The 20,141-nt window shown below is 51.0% G+C and carries 12 protein-coding genes and 1 pseudogene; 6 read left to right on the top strand and 7 right to left on the bottom strand.

Annotated elements, in window-relative coordinates:
* Nucleotides 1–251: 251 nt before the first annotated feature.
* From Q2J39_RS00490 to Q2J39_RS00470, 5 genes and pseudogenes are all read right to left on the bottom strand, one after another.
* Nucleotides 252–1,212 (bottom strand): annotated as a pseudogene (locus tag Q2J39_RS00490) (ABC transporter ATP-binding protein).
* Nucleotides 1,212–2,447 (bottom strand): ABC transporter ATP-binding protein, encoded by a 1,236-nt coding sequence (locus Q2J39_RS00485; RefSeq protein WP_288338790.1) that lies wholly within the window; start codon nt 2,445–2,447, stop codon nt 1,212–1,214. The pseudogene Q2J39_RS00490 and the gene Q2J39_RS00485 overlap by 1 nt, the downstream one beginning before the upstream one ends.
* A 2-nt stretch (nt 2,448–2,449) precedes the next feature.
* Nucleotides 2,450–3,493: an ABC transporter permease gene (locus tag Q2J39_RS00480; protein WP_288338789.1), complete on the bottom strand. Its 1,044-nt coding sequence runs from the start codon at nt 3,491–3,493 to the stop codon at nt 2,450–2,452.
* Between the two features lies 1 nt (nt 3,494).
* Nucleotides 3,495–4,442, bottom strand: coding sequence for an ABC transporter permease (locus Q2J39_RS00475; protein WP_230266569.1), 948 nt, complete (start codon nt 4,440–4,442; stop codon nt 3,495–3,497).
* A 70-nt stretch (nt 4,443–4,512) separates the two neighbouring features.
* Nucleotides 4,513–5,976 carry a peptide ABC transporter substrate-binding protein gene (locus Q2J39_RS00470; RefSeq protein WP_288338788.1) on the bottom strand — a complete coding sequence of 488 codons (1,464 nt, stop codon included), beginning with the start codon at nt 5,974–5,976 and terminating at the stop codon, nt 4,513–4,515.
* A 776-nt stretch (nt 5,977–6,752) separates the two neighbouring features.
* Between Q2J39_RS00470 and Q2J39_RS00465 the strand changes: the two genes are divergently transcribed.
* Nucleotides 6,753–7,778: an aldo/keto reductase gene (locus tag Q2J39_RS00465; protein ID WP_230266571.1), complete on the top strand. Its 1,026-nt coding sequence runs from the start codon at nt 6,753–6,755 to the stop codon at nt 7,776–7,778.
* Between the two features lie 1,037 nt (nt 7,779–8,815).
* Here the strand turns inward: Q2J39_RS00465 and Q2J39_RS00460 are convergent.
* Nucleotides 8,816–14,392: an SGNH/GDSL hydrolase family protein gene (locus tag Q2J39_RS00460; protein WP_288338787.1), complete on the bottom strand. Its 5,577-nt coding sequence runs from the start codon at nt 14,390–14,392 to the stop codon at nt 8,816–8,818.
* A 505-nt stretch (nt 14,393–14,897) separates the two neighbouring features.
* Here Q2J39_RS00460 and Q2J39_RS00455 point away from each other — a divergent pair.
* From Q2J39_RS00455 to Q2J39_RS00445, 3 genes are all read left to right on the top strand, one after another.
* A complete protein-coding gene (locus Q2J39_RS00455) occupies nt 14,898–15,128 on the top strand; it encodes a hypothetical protein (RefSeq protein WP_288338786.1) in 231 nt (76 codons plus the stop codon).
* A gap of 378 nt (nt 15,129–15,506) precedes the next feature.
* A complete protein-coding gene (locus Q2J39_RS00450; RefSeq protein ID WP_288338785.1) occupies nt 15,507–15,932 on the top strand; it encodes a serine acetyltransferase in 426 nt (141 codons plus the stop codon).
* A gap of 273 nt (nt 15,933–16,205) precedes the next feature.
* Nucleotides 16,206–17,186 (top strand): P1 family peptidase, encoded by a 981-nt coding sequence (locus Q2J39_RS00445; protein ID WP_288338806.1) that lies wholly within the window; start codon nt 16,206–16,208, stop codon nt 17,184–17,186.
* Nucleotides 17,187–17,404: 218 nt separating this feature from the next.
* Here Q2J39_RS00445 and Q2J39_RS00440 read toward each other — a convergent pair whose 3' ends face one another.
* The gene (locus Q2J39_RS00440) at nt 17,405–18,451 is read right to left on the bottom strand and encodes a YdcF family protein (RefSeq protein WP_288338784.1); all 1,047 of its coding nucleotides are present in this window, start codon (nt 18,449–18,451) and stop codon (nt 17,405–17,407) included.
* Nucleotides 18,452–18,565: 114 nt separating this feature from the next.
* Between Q2J39_RS00440 and Q2J39_RS00435 the strand changes: the two genes are divergently transcribed.
* Both Q2J39_RS00435 and Q2J39_RS00430 read left to right on the top strand, forming a co-directional pair.
* Nucleotides 18,566–19,249: an InlB B-repeat-containing protein gene (locus tag Q2J39_RS00435; protein WP_288820389.1), complete on the top strand. Its 684-nt coding sequence runs from the start codon at nt 18,566–18,568 to the stop codon at nt 19,247–19,249.
* 322 nt (nt 19,250–19,571) lie between these two features.
* Nucleotides 19,572–19,829, top strand: a complete 258-nt coding sequence (locus Q2J39_RS00430; protein ID WP_230266577.1) for a SemiSWEET family transporter — start codon at nt 19,572–19,574, stop codon at nt 19,827–19,829.
* Nucleotides 19,830–20,141: the final 312 nt, after the last annotated feature.

Below are 20,141 nucleotides of genomic sequence, written 5' to 3'. Positions count from 1 at the left end.
ATCGATCGCCTTTTATCGAGCGCCGTCTGGGCTTGTCTTGATCTGGCGATCCGGTTTTCTTTCTTATTCATTTCGCTTATTCTTTCCGATGTCACGTCAGCTTGAAAACCGTATGAAAGCGCGGAAAGAAATGAAAAATTTGTGGAATAGAAAAAAGATATGACATGTTTCCCGACCTGCTCAATTGGGAAGCGTCATATCTTTTCCTTTGGAAGAATTTTGATTTGAGATTGTCTGGTTCTAAAGCCTTTTTAATTCAATCGGGCACTCTGACGCGCGTCTTCTTTGGCTTCTTCTACCCATTTGGCCAGCTCTTCATCGGTCGCCAGAACGTAATGCGTTCCGTCGATGTGCTGCTTCTTGCCTTTGGTGTAGTCGACGCCCATCGCGTCGGCATCGTAGGTGAGCGCCACGCGTTTCTTTTCGATGACCGGGTTTGGTTCCGGGTTGGCGGAAAGAAGGGAGCGGGTGTACGGATGAACTGGATGCGTGAAGATTTCATCCGTTGTACCGGTTTCGACCAGATGGCCCTTATGCATAACGCCGATGCGGTCGGAAATGTATTTGACCATGCTCAGGTCGTGGGCGATGAACAGGAACGCCGTGTTGGTTTCCTTCTGAATTTTTTTTCATCAGGTTGACGACCTGCGCCTGAATGGATACATCGAGCGCGGAAATCGCTTCGTCGGCGATGATCAGCTTCGGGTCCATGATCAGCGCGCGGGCAATCCCGATACGCTGACGCTGTCCGCCGGAGAACTGGTGCGGATAGCGGTTAGCGTGTTCCTTGGACAGGCCGACGAGCTCGAGAATGTCGTAGACTTTCTGGTCGCGCTCTTCCTTCGTGTTGTACAGATGATGGATATCGAGGCCTTCCGCGATGATATCGAGAACTTTTTCACGCGGGTTGAGGCAGGCCATTGGGTCCTGGAAAATCATCTGCATGTTCGTATGGAGAAATTTCTCATCTTCATGCGACATCTTGCCGGATACGTCGCGGCCGCAGAACGTGATTTTTCCGGACGTCGGACGATACAGGCGAATGATCGAACGGCCGGTTGTGGATTTTCCGGAACCGGATTCGCCGACCAGACCGTACGTTTCGCCCTCATCGATCCAGAAGTCGATGCCGTCTACCGCCTTGACGGTAAAGGAACGGCTGACTTTGAAGTGCTGCTTGAGGTTTTCTACTTCAAGAATTCGATTGGCCATTATGCAGAAACCTCCTCTTCTTTACGTTCTGTTTCTTTGTTTTCAGCTGCAGGTTCCTCTTTCGTTCCGAACGGTTTTTTCGGCGCGGTTACGGTATAGCCAGCAGCTTTGCGCATGCGCTCAAGACGTTCCCTGAGTTCAGGCGGCATCTGTACGTCCGGCGCCTTCGGGGCCAGAAGCCAGGTGGCGGCGGAGTGGGTATTGGTAATGCGGAACATCGGCGGATCGATATCTTCGTCGATTTTCAGTGCGAAGCGGTTGCGCGGGGCGAATGCGTCGCCCTTGATTTCGTACAGCAGGTTGGGCGGCGTACCCGGAATGGTGTACAGCTCGTCGCCGGATGTATCCATATCCGGCATGGACGCCAGAAGGCCCCATGTGTACGGATGACGCGGATCGTAGAAGATCTCGTTGATCGTACCTTTTTCGACGATCTTGCCGGCGTACATGACGTTGACGTAGTCGGCAACTTTGGCGACAACGCCGAGGTCGTGGGTGATGTAAATAACGGACAGATCCTTCTTTTTCTGGATGTCCTTGATCAGCTCCAGAATCTTGGCCTGAATCGTAACGTCCAGCGCGGTCGTCGGTTCATCGCAGATCAGAACTTCCGGGTCACAGGAGAGCGCGATAGCGATAACCACACGCTGACGCATGCCGCCCGAGAGCTGGTGCGGATAGTTTTTCATGCGCTTTTCCGGATCGTTGATGCCGACCAGACGCAGCAGTTCGACCGCACGGTCCCACGCCTGTTTTTTCGGCATATTGTAATGGTAGCGCATGGCTTCCATGACCTGCTTGCCGATGGTCATCGTCGGGTCGAGCGAAGTCAGCGGATCCTGGAACACCATCGCAATGCGGCGGCCGCGGATCTGCGACTGAATGAATTTCGGGGAAGACTGAACGATATCGACCGTTTTCTTTTCTTCCGGTCTGGGGTAGCCGTCCGGAATGCGGCCATTGTATTTGGTCTGAATTTCCGCGATTCTCTCAGGCGGGAATTCGTAGTACGTGTATTCAATCGATCCGTTCTGGATTTTTCCGTTGCCGGCCAGAATGCCCATGACGGCTTTGGTCGTAACACTCTTTCCGGAACCGGATTCGCCGACGATGGCGATCGTTTCGCCGCGGTGCAGATCGAGATTTACGCCGCGTACCGCGTTGACGGTACCGTTGTCGGTAGTAAAGGCGATATCGAGATCGCGGATTTTAAGAATGCGTTCTTTCTCTTTCATCTCTACATCTCCTTCATTTTCGGGTCGAAGGCATCGCGCAGACCGTCAGCCAGCAGGTTGAAGGAAAGCATCAGAATACCGAGGATAACAACAGGAATAATGACCATGTACGGCGTAACCAGAATGGATTTGAAGCCGTCGTTGATCAGCGAACCCAGCGAAGCCTGCGGGGCAGGAACGCCAAGACCGACCATGGCGAGGAACGCTTCGTAGAAGATCGCGTTAGGAATGGAGAACATCGCCATGATGATGATCTGGCCAAAGATGTTCGGCAGAATTTTTTTGAAAATAATGAAGAATCCGCTCGCGCCCAGCGTCTTGGAAGCCAGAATGAATTCTTCTTCCTTGATCTTAAGCACCTGCGCACGGGTGACACGGGCCATGCCGATCCACTCGGTCAGAATCAGAGCGACGATGATCGTATACAGACCCGGCTTCATGATGAGCAGAAGCAGCGTCAGAATAACGAGCGTCGGAATGGAGTTCACGATTTCCTGGAAGCGCTGCATGATCGAATCGACCAGACCGCCAAAGTAGCCGGAAATCATACCGTAAATAATGCCGATGAAGACGTTGACGAGAACCGCGGTTCCGGCAACGAACAGGGAAATGCGGCAGCCTTCCCAGCAGCGAACCCACAGGTCGCGGCCGAGAACGTCGGTACCAAAATAGTGGTAGACGTTGGCGTATTCGCCCACGTACTGTCGAATGCCGCCCTGGCCGTTGAACCAGCCGATCCATTCCAGACCCGGAATGCGCGGGGCCATGGACTGTTCCGCGGTATTTACGGCGTCAAAGCTGTAATGCGAAAGCATCGGGCAGGCAAACGAAAGAATAAGGAAAACAACAATGATGGCACCGCCGATGAGCGCGCCCTTGTTGGATTTAAAACGAACCCATACGTCGTGCATGAAGGAGGAACTTGGCGTGACCTCGTCATGATCCAGACGCGTCGGGATGTCGATCAGCTCGTAGTCCTGATCGAGAACGCGATAGCCCTCGAGAAATTCATCGAGCTGTTTCTGACAGGAAATTTCAGCACGCATCTTAAGCGTCCCCCTTTCCAAGGCGAATACGCGGGTCGATGATGCCGTACAGCACATCGATCAGCAGCATGACAAAGATGTATAAAGCGGAGTACAGGAAACTGATCGCCAGAATGACGTTATAGTCGCGCACTTCAATCGCCTTGACGAGAAGCGAGCCAAGACCTGGAATCGCGCAGATTTTTTCGATAACCATACTTCCGGTCATCAGGCCAACGATAATCGGACCGAGAACGGTGATTACCGGAATCAGACAGTTGCGGATTGCATGCATCCAGATCAGACGGCGCTGCGAAATGCCTTTGGCCTGCGCGAGCAGAATGTATTCGCTGCCCAGCACTTCAATCATTTCCGAACGGGTAAAACGCGCGACGTTGGCGACAACGCCAAAGGACATGGCGACCATCGGAATGATCGAAGAAGCGACCGGCCGGGCGTTGTTGTAAATGACAGGCAGAACGGGCATCTGTACGCCGAAGAGGATCAGCAGCAGAAGACAGATGACAAAGGACGGGATGGAAACGCCGATAACAGACAGGATCGTCGCAAAGGTGTCCCAGAAATGGTTGCGGTTGAGCGCAGCCACGATCCCGAGAATCAGACCGAAAATCGTACCGATGACGCAGGCGCCGATACCCAGACCGAACGAAACGCCGATACGGGGTCCGACGAGTGCGGAAACCGGCATGTTGCGCTGAATCGCGTAGGAAATGCCAAAGTCGCCTTTAATCATGTTGGCAACGTAAATAAAGAACTGCTGCAGCACGGGCTTGTCGAGTCCGTAGGCTGCGTAAATCTGTGCTCTCTGCGCCTCGGTCAGTTTCTCATCGTTGAACGGCGTACCCGGCATCAGCTTAAGCATCAAGAAGAGTACGAAAACAATCACAAATAACGTAACGATGGAAATCAGAACCCGACGCAGGATATATCGGATTGTTGATTTGTCCATAATGAATCCTTCCTAAAAAACGGGCCCCTGGCCGGGACCCGTTCAAAACATGTCTTTGGCAGGAAAGCGGTTATTCCGTTTTGGCAAGGTTCTTATAAATATAAGGAACGCCGAAGGAATGGGCTTCAATGCCGGTAACTTTCTGGTTTACAAGGCTTGCACCGCCGACCTGGAAGATACCAACAACTGGGGAATCTTCCATCAGCAGTTCTTCTGCCTTGTGGAGAAGTTCCCAGCGTTCTTCAGGAGTTGCTGCGTTGGCTGCATCCTGAATCATCGCATCGTATTCCGGGCTCGAGTAATCGCCGTAGTTGTAGGAATTGCCTGTAACCATCAGGTTAAGATACGTGGTCGGGTCGGCATAGTCCGGACCCCAGCGAGTCAGAACGATGTCAAAGTCGCGGGCTTTCTGGAGTTCAATGCGGTTTTCTTTTTCCTGGCTGACCATTTCGATCGTCAGACCCGGGAGTTTCTGAATTTCGGACTGAATGAATTCAGCAGCCGGTTTGGCGGGATCGGATGGCTCGTAGAGCAGACGCAGGCTGATGGAATCAACGCCGAGTTCTTCCTTGGCTTTGTTCCAGTATTCTTCTGCGGCTTTCAGACCGTCATCGCCGACTTCTTCGTAGAACTTCTTGGCACCATCGGTGTAGTCCTTGCCGTCAGGTCCAGCGGCGAAGGCTTCCGGAACGAAGCCGCCGATCGCAATGGAACCGTCCTTGAGGACGTTGTCGCAAAGGTCGGTACGGTCGATGACGGTAGCGATGGCTTTGCGCAGGTTTTCGTTTTTCAGGTATTCATTGTTGAGGTTGTACTGGAGGTACCAGAGGTAGCCTTCGAGGTACGTGGTGTAGCTTGGGGAATCCTTGTATTTGTCAACGAGCGTGGAGTTGAGCTTGGTGAAGTCGGTCTGTCCGTTTTCAAAGCTCAGTGCGGAAGTAGACGCTTCCGGAACGATGTTGACGTCGATTCCGGCAACTTTGACGTTTTCGGCATCCCAGTAGGATTCGTTCTTGTCAAAGGAGAGGGAAGAACCCTTGGTCCACTGCGTCAGCTTGTATGGACCGTTGGCCAGCAGGTTGTCCGCGGTCAGACCGTAATTGTCGCCCTGCGCTTCAAAGAATTCCTGGTTGATCGGGTAGAATACCGGGAATGTCATCAGCGAAAGGAAGTACGGGCACTTCGTGGAAAGCTTGACTTCAAAGGTCTTGTCGTCAACGGCCTTAATGCCGAGCTTCTTGTCGGTTTCGCCGTCATAGACAATGGCTTCTGCATTTTCTACGCAGGCACCGTCTGCAGTAAACAGGTAAGCGTATTCGGCTTTCGGGTTTGCTGCGGTGTAATTCCATGCAAATACAAAATCGTTGGCCGTAACCGGTGTTCCGTTATCCCAGTTTGCGTCGCGCAGATGGAACGTGTAGGTCAGACCGTCATCGGAAAGCTCATAAGATTCCGCAATGCCAGGAACGGCATTTCCGTCTTTGTCCATCGTTTCGAGGCCTTCAACGGAAGCAGCGATCATCTCAAAAGACATGCCGTCTGTTGCGTAGCTGCTGTCCAGGGAGATCGCATCATTTTCCTTGGCCAGAGTCACCCGCTCACCGGTAGCGGAAGTCTTTGTACCCGACGTCTCAGAAGCGGAAGTCTTTGTGCCCGACGTCTCAGAAGCGGATGGCGCTGGCTGAGAGGGCAGGCAGCAAGGGAAAGACCCATTGCACCGGCGGTAAGAACTGTGAGAAATTTTTTCATTGTTCTCCTCCATAAAAATTTATTTCAATTATAGATAGATGAAAATAATTTCCAATCTCACGGAAACAACTTTCACAAATTTCCGCAAAAAATAGGCTGAAACCGCTTGCATCTGCTGAACTTTTTCTTTGTTTATATAGTCGGTGCGGTGTTTACAGCCTGTGAACAGACCGCCTGTAAAAAAAGCAGACCCATTCGTAAGGCAAGCTGTCTGCGTGAAAATAAAAGATCAGGACTTTAGAAAGTCCTATGCTGATCAAAGATGAAAAAACTATTCGGATCCGATACGCCTCCAAACGTGCCCGACAGGCGGATGGACGCATCCGCCTGCTGCCCGCAAGCCAAAAGATATATCCGGCGCAGAGTGTGGTGAAATGCTATTCTGAAACCGGAACGTACAGAAGATTGCCGGTGATAAAAATGCACCGCAACTTGTGTACGAAAGGCAGATCGAAGCCGGAAAAGAGGCAAAGGCCCTGTTTCCCGCTTCGTTTCGCCGATCCGGATCAAAATCCGGATCGTAACTATACCGCCCATAATATATTGAAAGGAAAAACGTATATGTACATCGCAAATCCAGACCGTTATAAACAAATGGAATACCGCCGCTGCGGCAATTCCGGTCTTCTGCTTCCCACCCTCTCGCTGGGCCTCTGGCAGAACTTTTCCGACCATTCTTCGTATGAAAACATGAAGAAGATGATCCTTACCGCCTTTGATCACGGCATTACCCATTTCGATCTGGCCAACAACTACGGACCCGAACCTGGTGCCGCTGAAAAGTATTTTGGCCGCATTCTCAAGGAAGAACTCATGCCCTATCGCGATGAGCTGATCATTTCGACAAAAGCCGGCTACGAAATGTGGGACGGCCCGTACGGAAACTGGGGTTCCCGCAAATACCTGCTGGCCAGTCTCGATCAGTCGCTGGCCCGCATGGGTCTCAACTACGTCGACATTTTCTACCATCACCGCATGGACCCGAATACCCCGCTTGAAGAAACGATGGGGGCCCTCGCCCAGGCTGTTCGCGCCGGCAAGGCGCTGTACGCTGGCTTGTCCAACTACGATGGCGAAACGCTCAAAAAGGCATGCGCCATTCTCGATGAGCTGAAAGTGCCCTACGTCATCAACCAGAACCGCTACTCGATTCTTGACCGCACCGTGGAAACCAACGGCGCGCTCGCAGCCAGCAACGAACTGAACAAAGGCATGATTACGTTCTCCCCGCTGGCGAAAGGTCAGCTGACCGACCGCTATCTCAACGGCATTCCCGCTGACAGCCGCATTCGTACCGACGGCCGCTTCCTGCATGAGTCCGATCTGCCCGAAGCCAAAGTCGAAAAGCTTCGCGAGCTCAACGAACTGGCGAAGAAAAAAGGCTGTGAGCTTTCCGCGCTCGCGCTGCGCTGGCTGCTCGACAAGGAAGGCGTTACGTCCGTTCTGATCGGCGCCAGCAAGCCCGAACAGATTCTCAAAAATCTCAAGGCGCTGGAAACGCCCTCGCTTACTCCAGAGGAAATGGAGCAGGTCGACAAAATTGCCGCCGAAATCCACGCGATTGAAAAACAGAATCAATCCAAATAAAGCCAGTTCCAGAGGATATCGCTCAGAATCCGAAAAAAAGTCAAAGTCTAAAAGCCGCCTGTATTTAGCAAGTTCCCAGAGAATTTCGAAAGCCCAGGCGGCTTTTGCGGGATGAGAAAACTTCGACTGGAGCGGAACGAATGCGTGCTTCATTCTTTTTAAAGCAGCTGTTTTTTTACGCGGGTATACTTGCGAAATGAAAGGGGTCGAAGGAAAAAGAAATCGAGGCAGATGGACTGGATCCAGACGGTGAACAAAGTGGTAATTCCCGCTTCAAAACGTGGAGAAAGGAGCAGAAATTCCGTCCGTTTCTGCTGCGGATCCGCGGCGATCTTATGGATGCCCTTGAAATGCGAACTATCATGAGCGAGTTTTCGTCTGTTTTTTTAAGAGGACTAAGGCGGATGCCGCCGGTGGGGTGTCTGGCCTTCTCCCGCCGCTTACCCCCTGCCAGGTTAAGGAGCAGAATGCGTTCGCCAGAAGTGCCGTCAGCGGGTTTAGAAAATCGGTAATTTTTGCCAAATCGCTAAGACGGCCGATGACGCAGACGTGAAGAACGGAAAAGTGCGAACAAACGATCGCTGCCTGACGTATTCGAAAATCGAGAATCGAGAATTGAAACGAAATTGTGCAGCAGATTAAGAACAGCGCGAAGGAATACCCGATCCGGCGGCGACTTTGAAATCGCACCGTGCCCGCATGAAACCGGCTCGCGTTGAGACAGGATCCCTTTGAGAAAGGATACAAAGGAGCGAAAGGACAGTCCAGGTTGCCTTGAAACGAAAATGAGGGTTTAATCCCTGCAAGCTTTTTGGAAAACTCGCCGAGATTAAACCCTTAAAAAATTTAGAACGTCTGAAAAAGAGCGGATCTGCTGGATTTTTCCAGTACAGATCCGCTCTTTGCACAGCTTCAGTTCAGCTGAAGGGTGCTGTATCCTCTGTCTGTTTCCTGAAGCTTTTACCTGGACTTATCCCTGCATTTTTTACGGGAATCTGCCATTTTCAGATTTGAAACGGAACAGAACATACGCATTTTCAGATGGAAGACGATTTCAGTTTTTCAGCTTCAGGGTTCAGACGCATTTCAAGCCAGAGCGTGTGGAGGTTTTTCACCGCATTATCAATGACGGTCTGCGAGTTCGAGGTGAGCGCATTTTTTGCGGTTTGCAGGGCCGTATTAAAGCGGGTGTGGATCTCGTTCGGATTGCGGTAGTCGCTCAGATCAATCTCTCCAATATCCGAAAGCAGCATACGCAAAGCGGTTGTATCCACTGTCGGTTGAGCCGGTTTTTCTTCAAGAGCTGCTTTTGCTTCGGTATAGCTCGTGAGCAGGCTGTCGATCTGCGCCTTTGAGGCATAGTCCGGTCCCTGACCAGTAATGGAGGCAGCCATGCAGTCTTCCAGAGCTTTTCTGGCGGCCGTATAGGCGGAAGCTGTTTCATCGGTATAGCCGGAGAGGTCAAGAGCTTTGTTCGCATCCAGTGTTTTATAGGCATTCGATGCGCTTGTCGCCAAGGATACCGCATACGCAAGACGCTCGGCAGAATCATCTACTTCCGCCTGCGAACTGAAGGTATCTGCGGGATTGTCGAGTGCTGCTTTGCCTGCACTGGCTTTCTGCGTGAGATACGTCTTCCACTGCTGCGGCAGGAGGGTATCCTGTTTGGCAGCCAGTGCGAGTGCATCATCGTAAGCTTTTTGGAGGGCTTTCAGATCGAACGTTACGACAGGTTCTTCACTCAGAGTCAGCGTTTGTTTTGCGACAGTCTGGTCGGTATAGGTGCTTCCGTTCCAGGAATCCGTGGTCCGAATCGTAACAGAAGCCTGTACATTTCCGGAAAGATCCTGCAGATCAACAGAAATCGTGCCTAAAGACGATGCGTCTTTGCGGATCAGCTTCTTCGAGATCGTTGTTGAGCCTTTTGTAATGGTCAGTTCCGCTTCACCTACAGTCTTGCCAAGTTCTGTTTCGAGTGCGCTGAGGTTATAGCTGACGGTCTTGTGTTCGGTATCCAGAACCAGTTTCGTGTTCTTGATCGATTCAGAGGATGTAATAGGTTCGACCATATCCTGACGGGCAATCCGGGAATTGCTGTCGAAGATACCCATTTCCTGAATCACCTGTTTAGCCATGGCAATCTGACCAGGACCTACGGGGTGAATGCCGTCTTTTCCGCCGGAATGGTTGAACCAGAAGCCGGTGGAGGTAATCGATTTTTCATCGGATTTCTGTTTTTCATCAAACAGATCGAAGTGGTCGACCAGAATGCATCCCTGTTCTTCGGCAACTTCTTTTACCCATCTGTGGATATCGTCATTGCGTCCGATATGTCCGGCATGCGCCTGGTTGACAATTTTCGGCGGAACGCGCAGAACGACAACTTTACCGTCTGCTTTCCACTCTTTTACGGCATCCGAGAGATGTTGTTTGTAGTCCGTGTAGAGCCAGTGGTTTCCTTCTGATGGACCATAGGCTCCATCGTTGGTACCGAGCATGCAGATGACAACGTCCGCTTCCTCTTTCCAGCGATCGTAGCGCTCATCTTTGTGCGTAAAGTAAGAACCAAAATCAGCATTCGAAATAGCTCCGTTGATGACAACGTCATTTGGACGATTCAGATCGTCATGGACGTAGCGTTCGAAGACATCCGGAACGCCGGTAAAGCCGTCTGTATAAACACCATGAGTGATCGAGTCGCCAACAAACAGCCAGGTCGTCTGCTGCTCCCGGGTCGTATACTGCTTGACCAGTTTCTGCAGGTCGGTCAGCTGATCGTAATCTTTTGCATCCGTAACTGCAGATGTTCCGGTCGTACCGGTTTTCTTCTTGTAAACAACAGCGCCATCCGCATTGACGATCGTGAAATCAAATGCGGTCTCTGGGTTCAGACCATTGAAGACAACTGCCTTATTCGCAAACGCCTTTTTCGTTTTCTGACCATTCACTTCCAGAACGCCATAGTAGGTTCCGTCTGCCTGAATGGAAGCCTGCACGGAATTGGAAGTGACGGTGAAGACCGGCGTTTCTTCTTTAAGCGGAGCCAGCGGTGTGAAGGAATACTTGCTGAGCGTATTCAGATTGGCTGTTCCCATATCGCCGACACCGACAGCTGCACCAAGCTGGTTGCAGATCAGCAGATGACCTCTGGCGTTCAGGTTACCGTTTGCATCGAAGGATTTTTCATCCTCGCCGGCAGCCTTGAACAGGGCTTCGTGATCCACTACGACGATGGAATCGCCGTATGTTGAGAAGTCTGCTGCAATCACTGCATCGACAAGAGCTTTCAGATCTCTGGAAGCGTCCCCTTTTACAGGCGGAATCTGAAGCAGGGTGAAGCGTTTGGCTTCAATATTCTTTGTCAGGATCGATTTCAGACTGTCTTTGATCTGCTGGTCGCTCAGAGATTCGTTGCCATCGAGCATGAGCAGGACAGAACGCGGGCCATATTTATTGATCAGAGAATCGTACTGTTCATCGATAGTTTTGATCGTGTTGCCTGGAATGGAACGGTTGATGACATAGCGCTGGCGGTTGAAGTTGGCCAGGTCGTATCCGCCGTTGGCATTGTGGTCGAGACTGATGTTCAGATGGAACAGTTTGTAGTAGGTTTCGTTGTAGCCAAGGATATCGTTTCCAGCGGAAGCCAGGCCGCCGCCGACAGCTACCCAGTGCTTATTTCCGGAGGTATCAAACAGCTGATTTTTCGTTAAAGGGGCTTCATCCGCTTTTGTCAGTTCGATGAGCTCTTCATTGGAGAGCGGTTCGTCCACAACGGCTGCATAGTCGATTTCACCATTGAAAAGTCCCGCAAAAGACGATGTGTCTGTGCCTGCTGCTTTGCGAACACCGCCGATCAGAACTTCATCTGCAGCGCCGCCAAGCCGGGTAAACAGACCTGCAAAAGACGAGTTATTTGGATAGCTGAAGACTTTTGATCCATCGAGTGTCACGCAGAAGGTATCGGCTTCGCCCAGGTGATCGGCATCTGCACTGGAGAAGGCGATCGTATGCCACTGTCCATCAGCAACCGATCCTAACTCAGCTTTAGCGCCTCCGGTTAAGTCAAAGCGTGCTTTCTTGCTTGCCTGCACGCGGCCTTCAATAGCGCCGACTGCGTTGTCTGCCGGCCATGCCGCCTGAGCGTAAACGCCGGCTTTATGAGCAAAGAACAGGTTGTATGGATTGGCAGTCGTATTGGATTTGAAACGAATGACGACTGCACCGCTTCCGATATTTCCAACACGGGTTTTCAGATCCTCATCTGCACTTTCAAGGAAGTTATAGGGCAGACGTGTTCCGTCAAAGACGGTTGGATTTGTTCCGGTGTCTTTTTTGAAGTCGTGATACAGGACGGAAGTTTCTTCCAGTCCGGTGCTGACGGTATGGGAGAATTCATCGGTTTTTCCATCGGTCGTCACTTCAATGCTGTACGTATGGGAACCGGATTGTTCAGGAACGTCCTTATATGGAGAAACAGCTGCTTCGGCAACAACCTTGCCATCACGGGTGATCTTTGCGGTTCCGCCGCCGTTCCAGGTAATCGTATTTTTGAAGACGCCGCCTTTGACTGTACATTCAACTTTTACGGGATCCGGTGTCGGATCAACCGTACTATCAGAGTCAATGTTTTCATTGGCTGCTGAAAGAGCTGCACATTCTGCTTCGGTCAGAAGTTCGGATGTGACAAGGACGTAGTCAATCTCGCCTTTCCAGGCTTTGCTTACATTTCCGCTGGCATCTTTGACGCCGCCGATTGCTACAGTATCCATCGGTGTGGTTTTGGTCAGAAAGCCATTAAAACTGGCGTTTTTAAATGTATTCGGGTTTGTCGCACCGGTTAGCCCGTCTGCTCCATCGTAGAAATAGGTCAGACGGTTATTCAGACAGTCAGCCGGGGCACGGTAAATGACCGTATGCGCATTGTCGCCGGCTGCAAGATCCCAGTTGCTGGCATTTGTTCCCATGCACTGGCATTTGTTGCTGTCTGTCAGTTCATAGCCGAATACTGCCTGGTTATTCTTATTGTTGCGATATCCGAAGAACCGGTCTGCGCTGCCGGACTTCATGCCAAGAAATGCGCCGCCCGCTGAGCTCAGATCGGAAGAGTGTTTGGCTCTTGCGATCACGGTTCCTTCGGTCATGGCTGCAAGTTTAGCGGCTGCTGCTGCATCTACGGAAACAACATTCGTTCCGTCAAATACGGTACTGGTTCCTCCGGTTTTCGGATCGATCCAGCAAAGCGTGCTGCTTTCCGCAAGAGATTTCAGGCCCGTTTCTTTGCTGGTAAGCTCTGCCGTTTCCTGTTTCGTATCGTTGTCGATAATTTTATACGTAACTGTTTTGCCGAGACCTGCATTCACATCAATGAAGCTGCCGGCTGTCAGTGCTCCAGCATCGGCAAGATCAGAGAATGTGCCGTCTTCATTTTTTTTCTGAATCCGATAGGTATGGCCGGCTTCTGGCGTAAAGGAAATGCGGACTGTCGAGTAGCGCGTATGCAGAGCTTCATCAATCTGCAGCTGTTCTCCATCCGTTTTCTCGCTCAGATCCGGAATTTGATCGGCTTGGATATCTGCATTTGCCTGCGAAACCGCTGCACACTCCGACTGAGAGAGCAGTTCTGAAGTAATCAGAACGTAATTGATCGTTCCCTTCCACGGGAAAGCCGTGCTGCTTCCATTGGCGTCCGTTACGCCTCCAATGGAAATTGCATCCATCGGTGTGGTCTTTGTTAAGAAGCCATTAAATTTCTGATCTTTGAAAATATTAGGATAAGAGGCGTTGATCAGACCGTCCGCGCCGTCATAGAAGTAGGTCAGACGATCGGCAACGCAATCCGCCGGCGCGCGGTAAACGACTGTGTGACCGTTCTCGCCTGCCTGCAGGCTCCAGTTATTCGTGTTGGAACCCAGACAGTTGATCTTGTTTGTATCGGTCAGTTCGTAGCCGAAAGCAAAAGGCAGTGAAGTAGCACTGCTGCTCCGGTAGCCGAAATACCGGTTGCTGGTTCCGGATTTGATTCCAAGGAATGCTCCGCTTTGCGTTGCGACTGCATCCGAGCTGAGCTGAACCTTGGCAATTACTGTACCCTCATTCAGGGCTGCCACTTTAGCAACCGTCTGTGCATCCATCTGCACCGTATTGGTTCCATCAAAAACCGTGGCCTGTCCATCCGACTTCGGGTCGGTCCATGCCAGAGTACTGACGGCGGCCAGAGCTTCAAGGCCTGTTTTTACGCTTGTAAATTCCGCCGTTTCCTGCGGCTGATCCGGATTGGTCACGTCGACGATCTTATACGTCGGTGCAGTACCTGTTCCGGCCTTTTCATCAATAAAGCTGCCCGTCGTCAGAGCGGATGCTCCGTCAAGATCTTCAAACGCGCCTGACGAATTTTTTTTCTGAATCTTGTACGTGTGAGAGGTCTCTGCAGTAAAGGTGATGCGTACGGAACTGTAGCGAGCGACTGTTTTCTCGTTCAAGTCAAGTACGACTGCATTTTCATCGGCCAGCGGGCTAGCCTGATCCTGTGCAAGAAGCGGCAGAGGCGCTCCGGTTACAGTCAGTGCTGCAGCCAGGAAGGCAGATGCAAACCGGTTTTTCAGTTTTTTCATGTTTTCTTCCTTTTCCTGTGTTGTTGAGTTTTCCGTTTCCTGCGTCTGAATCTGCAGAGTCGCTCCATGAAATCGCCCGAAAATTTGAAGCACTGCCTGCGGTTCTGACAGGTAAAACGGGAAGAATCAGCTTAATCTTAGGCATTTTTCCTGCGACGCTTTTTGTTTTGTTTTTTTGTATACACACTTTCCCAAAAAATAGAAAACGCTTACTGTAAGAAAAGCAGACCGGTTATCCAGAATGAAAACCGTGGACAAAACGCGGCTTTCGTATACATAAAATCCAATCGGATCCGGATACTCAGACGGAATGGATTTTCCAGGCCATCGTCTCCCCTGCCGGGTACCGATTCTCCTTTCTGAATCAGGGGCTGCGCAAAACAGGGCTCTGAATCGCCATAGGCCTGTTTCGCTGTTCAAATACGAATCTTTATTTATTGCGGACCTGCATTTATGACCTGCATTTATGACCTGCATTTATGACCTGCATTTATGATCTGCATTTATGATCTGTATTTATATGGATCTGTACGGGAAGATCTGGCCCCATATTTGCTTCAATCCGTGCTGCAAACGCCGCCTGCAAATCCAGTTCAACCAGGTTTTTAAAAGGGAGGACCATGCCTTTCCCATCGCAGACCCCGATGGATCGGCCAGTGAAAAACACCGCGAATTGCGGCTGCGGTTGCAGCTGCATCGGAAATCTTACGAGGATAAACTGGCGAAGCCGAAATAAGCGGGTTTGCACGTGTTCATTGAAGAAATATCGAACAATGGATTCGAAGATCCAAAAGCGAAAACAGAGAAATTCATAAACGGAGACACAGATCGTTCTGGGAAGATGCCGGAGAGGATCTGTGTATTTCTTCGGGTTGGGGACAATCGTTTTGTCTGTGCGTATTCCGGTTCTTGCCCGCATCTTTTGCCTCTGTTAGTATCGGATTGCACTCGCATCGACTGCCCGGTTAAGCAGCCAGCGTTCTGGCTTAAGGGGACAAAAAGAACAGGGCAGAACAGAGAGTCAAAAAGGCAAAATCAGGCCTTTTCAAATACTAAGGGGGACGGCTTTGTGGCAATCCGTACAGATATACTTACCTGGTCCAAAGGGGACTTAATGGAAACCTACTGGAAGGTTTTCTTTCACCGCCAGAATACGCAAAGCGGATGGAAAAGGGATTTTTATACGTTTTTTCTGAATCGAAGTGCGCGAAAGCATGGCGGCTACATTGGCAAGGACACCTGGTTTGCTTCGCGGCCAAGACTTCCGCACGGTCTGCATGGCATTTATATTTCCCGCTACGCAAAGATCGGGGAAGAATGCTGGATTTATCAAAATGTAACGATCGGCGAAAGCAAGGGAAAAGCGCCGGTGATCGGGGATCACTGTCTGATCGGGGCTGGAGCGGTGCTGATCGGCGATATTTCGATCGGGGATCATGTAAAGATTCAGGCGGGCGCGGTCGTGAGCGAGGATGTTCCTTCCCATGCAACCGTCTTCGCGCCAAAGCCGACCATTCATATCTCCTCTTTGCATGAGTAGAGAACACGTATTCAAAACAAACGAAAAGTACAAAGAAGCAAAAATCGCAATCACGAAAATACAGAAACACAAAAAGGAAAGGGCAATCCAGGCCAGATTCTGCTTTTGAGCAATCGGATAGAGGATGCACCAGAAACACAGACAATCCCAAAGGTGAACATTAAAACCGGCGGGATTTTCTATAATGAAGGAAAGAAAGTCTGTCTCCTTTTGCGGCAGACCGTTCAAAATCAGGCTTTGCCTGAGAAAACAGAATAGAGTAAGGACAATATGATGAAGAAAATTCCAATTACGGATCTTGACGGCTTTCAAATCGGTCAGGCTCAGGATCGCCAGCAGGGAACTGGCGTAACCTGCATTTTATCCATGGAAGGCGCAACGGCAGCCGTGGATGTGCGCGGCGGCGGGCCGGCAACCCGTGAGACGGATCTGCTCGATCCCAAAAACATGGTGCAGAAGATCAACGCCGTCGTTCTTTCCGGCGGCAGCGCCTTTGGACTCGAAAGCTCTTCGGGTGTCATGCAGTATCTGAAAGAAAAAGGCGCCGGCTTTGGCATGAAGGGACTGGTCGTTCCGATCGTATGTCAGGCTTCGCTGTTCGATCTGCCCTGCGGATCGCCGGATGCCTACCCCGATAAAGCGATGGGCTATGAAGCCGCAAAAAACAGTGAACACCCAGAATGGAAAAGCGGCTGCTATGGAGCCGGAACGGGTGCCAGTGTCGGCAAGCTTATGGGCTTTGAAAATGCGATGAAATCCGGTATCGGTTCGTGCGCCTGTCAGATCGGCGCACTGAAAGTCGGCGCGATCGCAGCGGTCAACGCGTGCGGCGATGTCTTTGAACCCGACTCGAAAAATCGTCTTGCAGGAATTTATAATCGTGCGGCCGGTATGGAAATCAATACCGAAGACGCAGTACTGAATAGGATGACGCAGTCCATGGAAGGCATGAATACGACTATCTGCGCGGTGATCACCAACGCCGATCTCAACCAGGCGGAGATGACCAAACTCGCCGGCATGTGTCAGAACGCGCTGGCCCGGACCATTCGTCCTGTACATACGCCAAACGACGGCGATACCGTATTTACGATGACGACCAATCAGGTGCCGATGGACCTGACAGCGGTGTCTGTTGTGGCCATTAAAGCGCTCAGCGAAGCGATCGTCGACGCCATCAAGAGCGCTGAGCCGATGTTTGGTCTGGAAAGCTGGTCTTCACTGGAAGAGAAAAAGGCAAAGAATAACGCGTAACTCCAGACTCTGTATGTATGGCTTCGCCAGCGCAGGCGGAGCGCAAAACGTGAATTCTTAAAACCAGAAGATAAGCAAAAGGCGGCAGACCTTCACAAAACGTGAAGACCTGCCGCCTTTTTCCATAGCGTTCCGTTTGAATTGGAAGACCAGTGCCGCCCGCTTTGAGACGGGTTCTTTCTGCGCTAAAGGCAATGCTCTTCCTGGAATAATCAGGATCAGGCAAAAATCAGAGTCATGAGTACGACGAACAGAAAGGGCAGAAGCAGACAGAAAATGATTTTCATCTGCCGCTTGCGGGTTTCATACAAGTAGGCGATGAACTCGCGAAGCATGGCGTTGAGCGTGAAATACCACTTGGTTTTCGAACCGTATCCCAGACAGGGAAGACCGATCGATTTTCCTAGCAGCAGGGCCCGAAACACGTGGTAGCGGGTTGTGACAATGGCTGTGTTGCCGCGCTTTTCCTCTTCCTGAAACAGCAGGCGGGAAAGCGTCAGGTTTTCCAGCGTGTTTCGGGAGCGTTCTTCGCTGACGGTATGCAGCGGATCCGCGTCATGTTCGAGGGCATAGATTTTCATCGCCGCACCTTCCGGAACGTCTTCGCCCGGTCCCTGACCGCCCGAAAGAATCAGCAGCGCGCCAGGATTTTTCTGCTGAAGAGCAATTCCCGCATCGATTCGAGCCGCCAGCAGCGGCGGTACGGTCGTTCCGAACAAGCCGGAGCCAAGAACGACGATCTGATCAAAACGATTCTTATTTCGAAAATGAATCAGGTTGATCCAGGAAGAGAGCACGTAAATCGCCAGCAGGAAGGAAAGGTATCCAACGACGACTGTGGCCATCGCGTAGAAAAAATCCAGAATGATATTGTTCGCAGCCTGCAGCAGTACAGGGAAAACAAAGAGGACCAGCAGGATGAAGATGGAAAAACCGATGGAAAGACAGTTGGTAAGTGAAAGTCCTTCCCGACGGATCAGGCGAATGCCTTCGACAAAAAGGATGCCCGCCAGCAGCAGCGGAAAGACCAGAAGGAAGAGGATGACCACAACGGCGATCAGGATGAGAAGAGTCACCAGCCAGGGCGCTTTCGCAGTCAGTTCCGCCGAATAGCGAAACACCAGCAAAGCCGCGCTGATTCCGCTCAGGCCGACAAACGTCAGCAGACTTATGCCGCTCCACACACTGCGCGGCTCAACGAGCAGGACGCAGACCAGAAAAATCAGGCCGATCAGAAAGGGAAGACATGCGATCAGTTCAAACAAAGCATCACCTCATTCTCTTGCCTGATTCCATTAAAACGTTCAGGCGCTTTCGTTCCACGAAATTGTATCGAAGAACCGCTTTGCGAAGAAGAAGGACAGTCTCATCTTTCAAACATGACAGGCCATGAAGTCAAATTGTGCGCTTGTAAACCAAAGTCCTGCTGGTCAGCTTCCCAGACGGCTGCGTATACAGAAGATGCGAAGTTTATAAAACCGGCGGATCCGACAAAAGCGAATTACGACTTTGGCGGCTGGTACGCCGATGAAGGCCTGAAGACGTCGTACAGCTTCAGCACAGCTGCAGCGGGCAACGTTACCCTTTACGCGAAGTGGACGGCCAAACGCTATACGCTGACCTTTGATTCCAATGGCGGCAGCAGCGTTGCAGCCCAGACGGTCGCTTACGCACCGGATGCGGTATTTACGGCTCCGGCCCTGGCTCCAACGAAAGCGGATCACCGCTTTGCGGGCTGGTTTACCGATGCAGCTCTGACTTCGGCTTATGACTTCAGCTCCAGAGTGACCGGCTCGATCAAGCTGTTTGCCAAGTGGCTCTATGTACAGGTGATCGATCAGGCGATTACGTATTCGAATGGCGTAAATGCGCATCTTGACGACTTCGGCAGTTCCGCACAGACCAAAAAGGCCTTTACCGATGCCCTGAGCGCGGCAAAGACGGTTCGGGATGGCGCGAAGGCGCAAAAAGAAATTGATGATGCCGCAAAAGCACTCACTGCGGCAGCACTCGATCTTCGACTGGAAGCCACAAGCGAAAACCTTGAAGCGCTCAAGAACTAAAAGACGTCGTTGAAAGCGCAGGCTTTCCAGGACGCCCCAAAGGAAAAGACAGCTTTAACCAGGAGGCAGCCGATCCGATCCGGCTGCCTTCTTTTTACGGGTATGTCAAAAGAGGGGCTCGAGCGATATATGAAAAGAAAGCGCTTTGAGTACATGAGAAGAAAGAAAGCGGCAGAAATTTTATACTTGGATCCGTGGCGGATACGGAACAGCCGTTCGTCAAGGGATGGACGCTGTTCGGAAGGGAAATATTTCGCCTTTGAACTTAGAAAGGGAAAGGAGAAGATCCTGTTTCGAGAACGGGAACAGGACGCCAAAAGAAATGACGCAGAAACAGATCAAAATTCTTGGCTATGTGGGAAGCTTTCTTTCGATTCTCATGTATGTTTCCTACATTTCGCAGATCCTCAATAATGTGCATGGCGTAAAAGGCACCTGGATCCAGCCGCTTTGCGCCTGCATTAACTGTGTGATCTGGACGGTTTACGGTTTGATGATCAAGCCGAAACAATGGCCGCTCGTACTGGCCAACGTGCCGGGAATCTTTCTTGGCCTGATCACATTTCTTACCGCGCTCTAGAATCTGGCACTTTCCAGCGGAAAAACCAGAAATCTGCAGCGCAGGGCGAAAAAGCCCGCATGCATCCCTGCTGACGATGCGTGCGGGCTTTTTCTTTGTCCCAGACATCCCGTTTTTGCGATCAATATATGGTACCGAAACCATATCGGTGATTTCTGGTGAAAGCATCAATAAAAGGCGAAAAACAGCCGAAAATATTGAAATACTCTATTTTTTTATATTCGTGTGAAATCGGTTCCATATTTTTGTAAAAACCGTTGACATGGAATCGATACCACAATAAACTTCAAGTATAAACAAGCCGGCAGACAG

Origin of the sequence: uncultured Allobaculum sp. (assembly GCF_948576815.1) — a bacterium.
Lineage (GTDB): Bacteria > Bacillota_I > Bacilli_A > Erysipelotrichales > Erysipelotrichaceae > Allobaculum > Allobaculum fili.
Note: the sequence above shows the minus strand (reverse complement) of the source record. Positions and strands in the feature narration are given on the sequence as shown.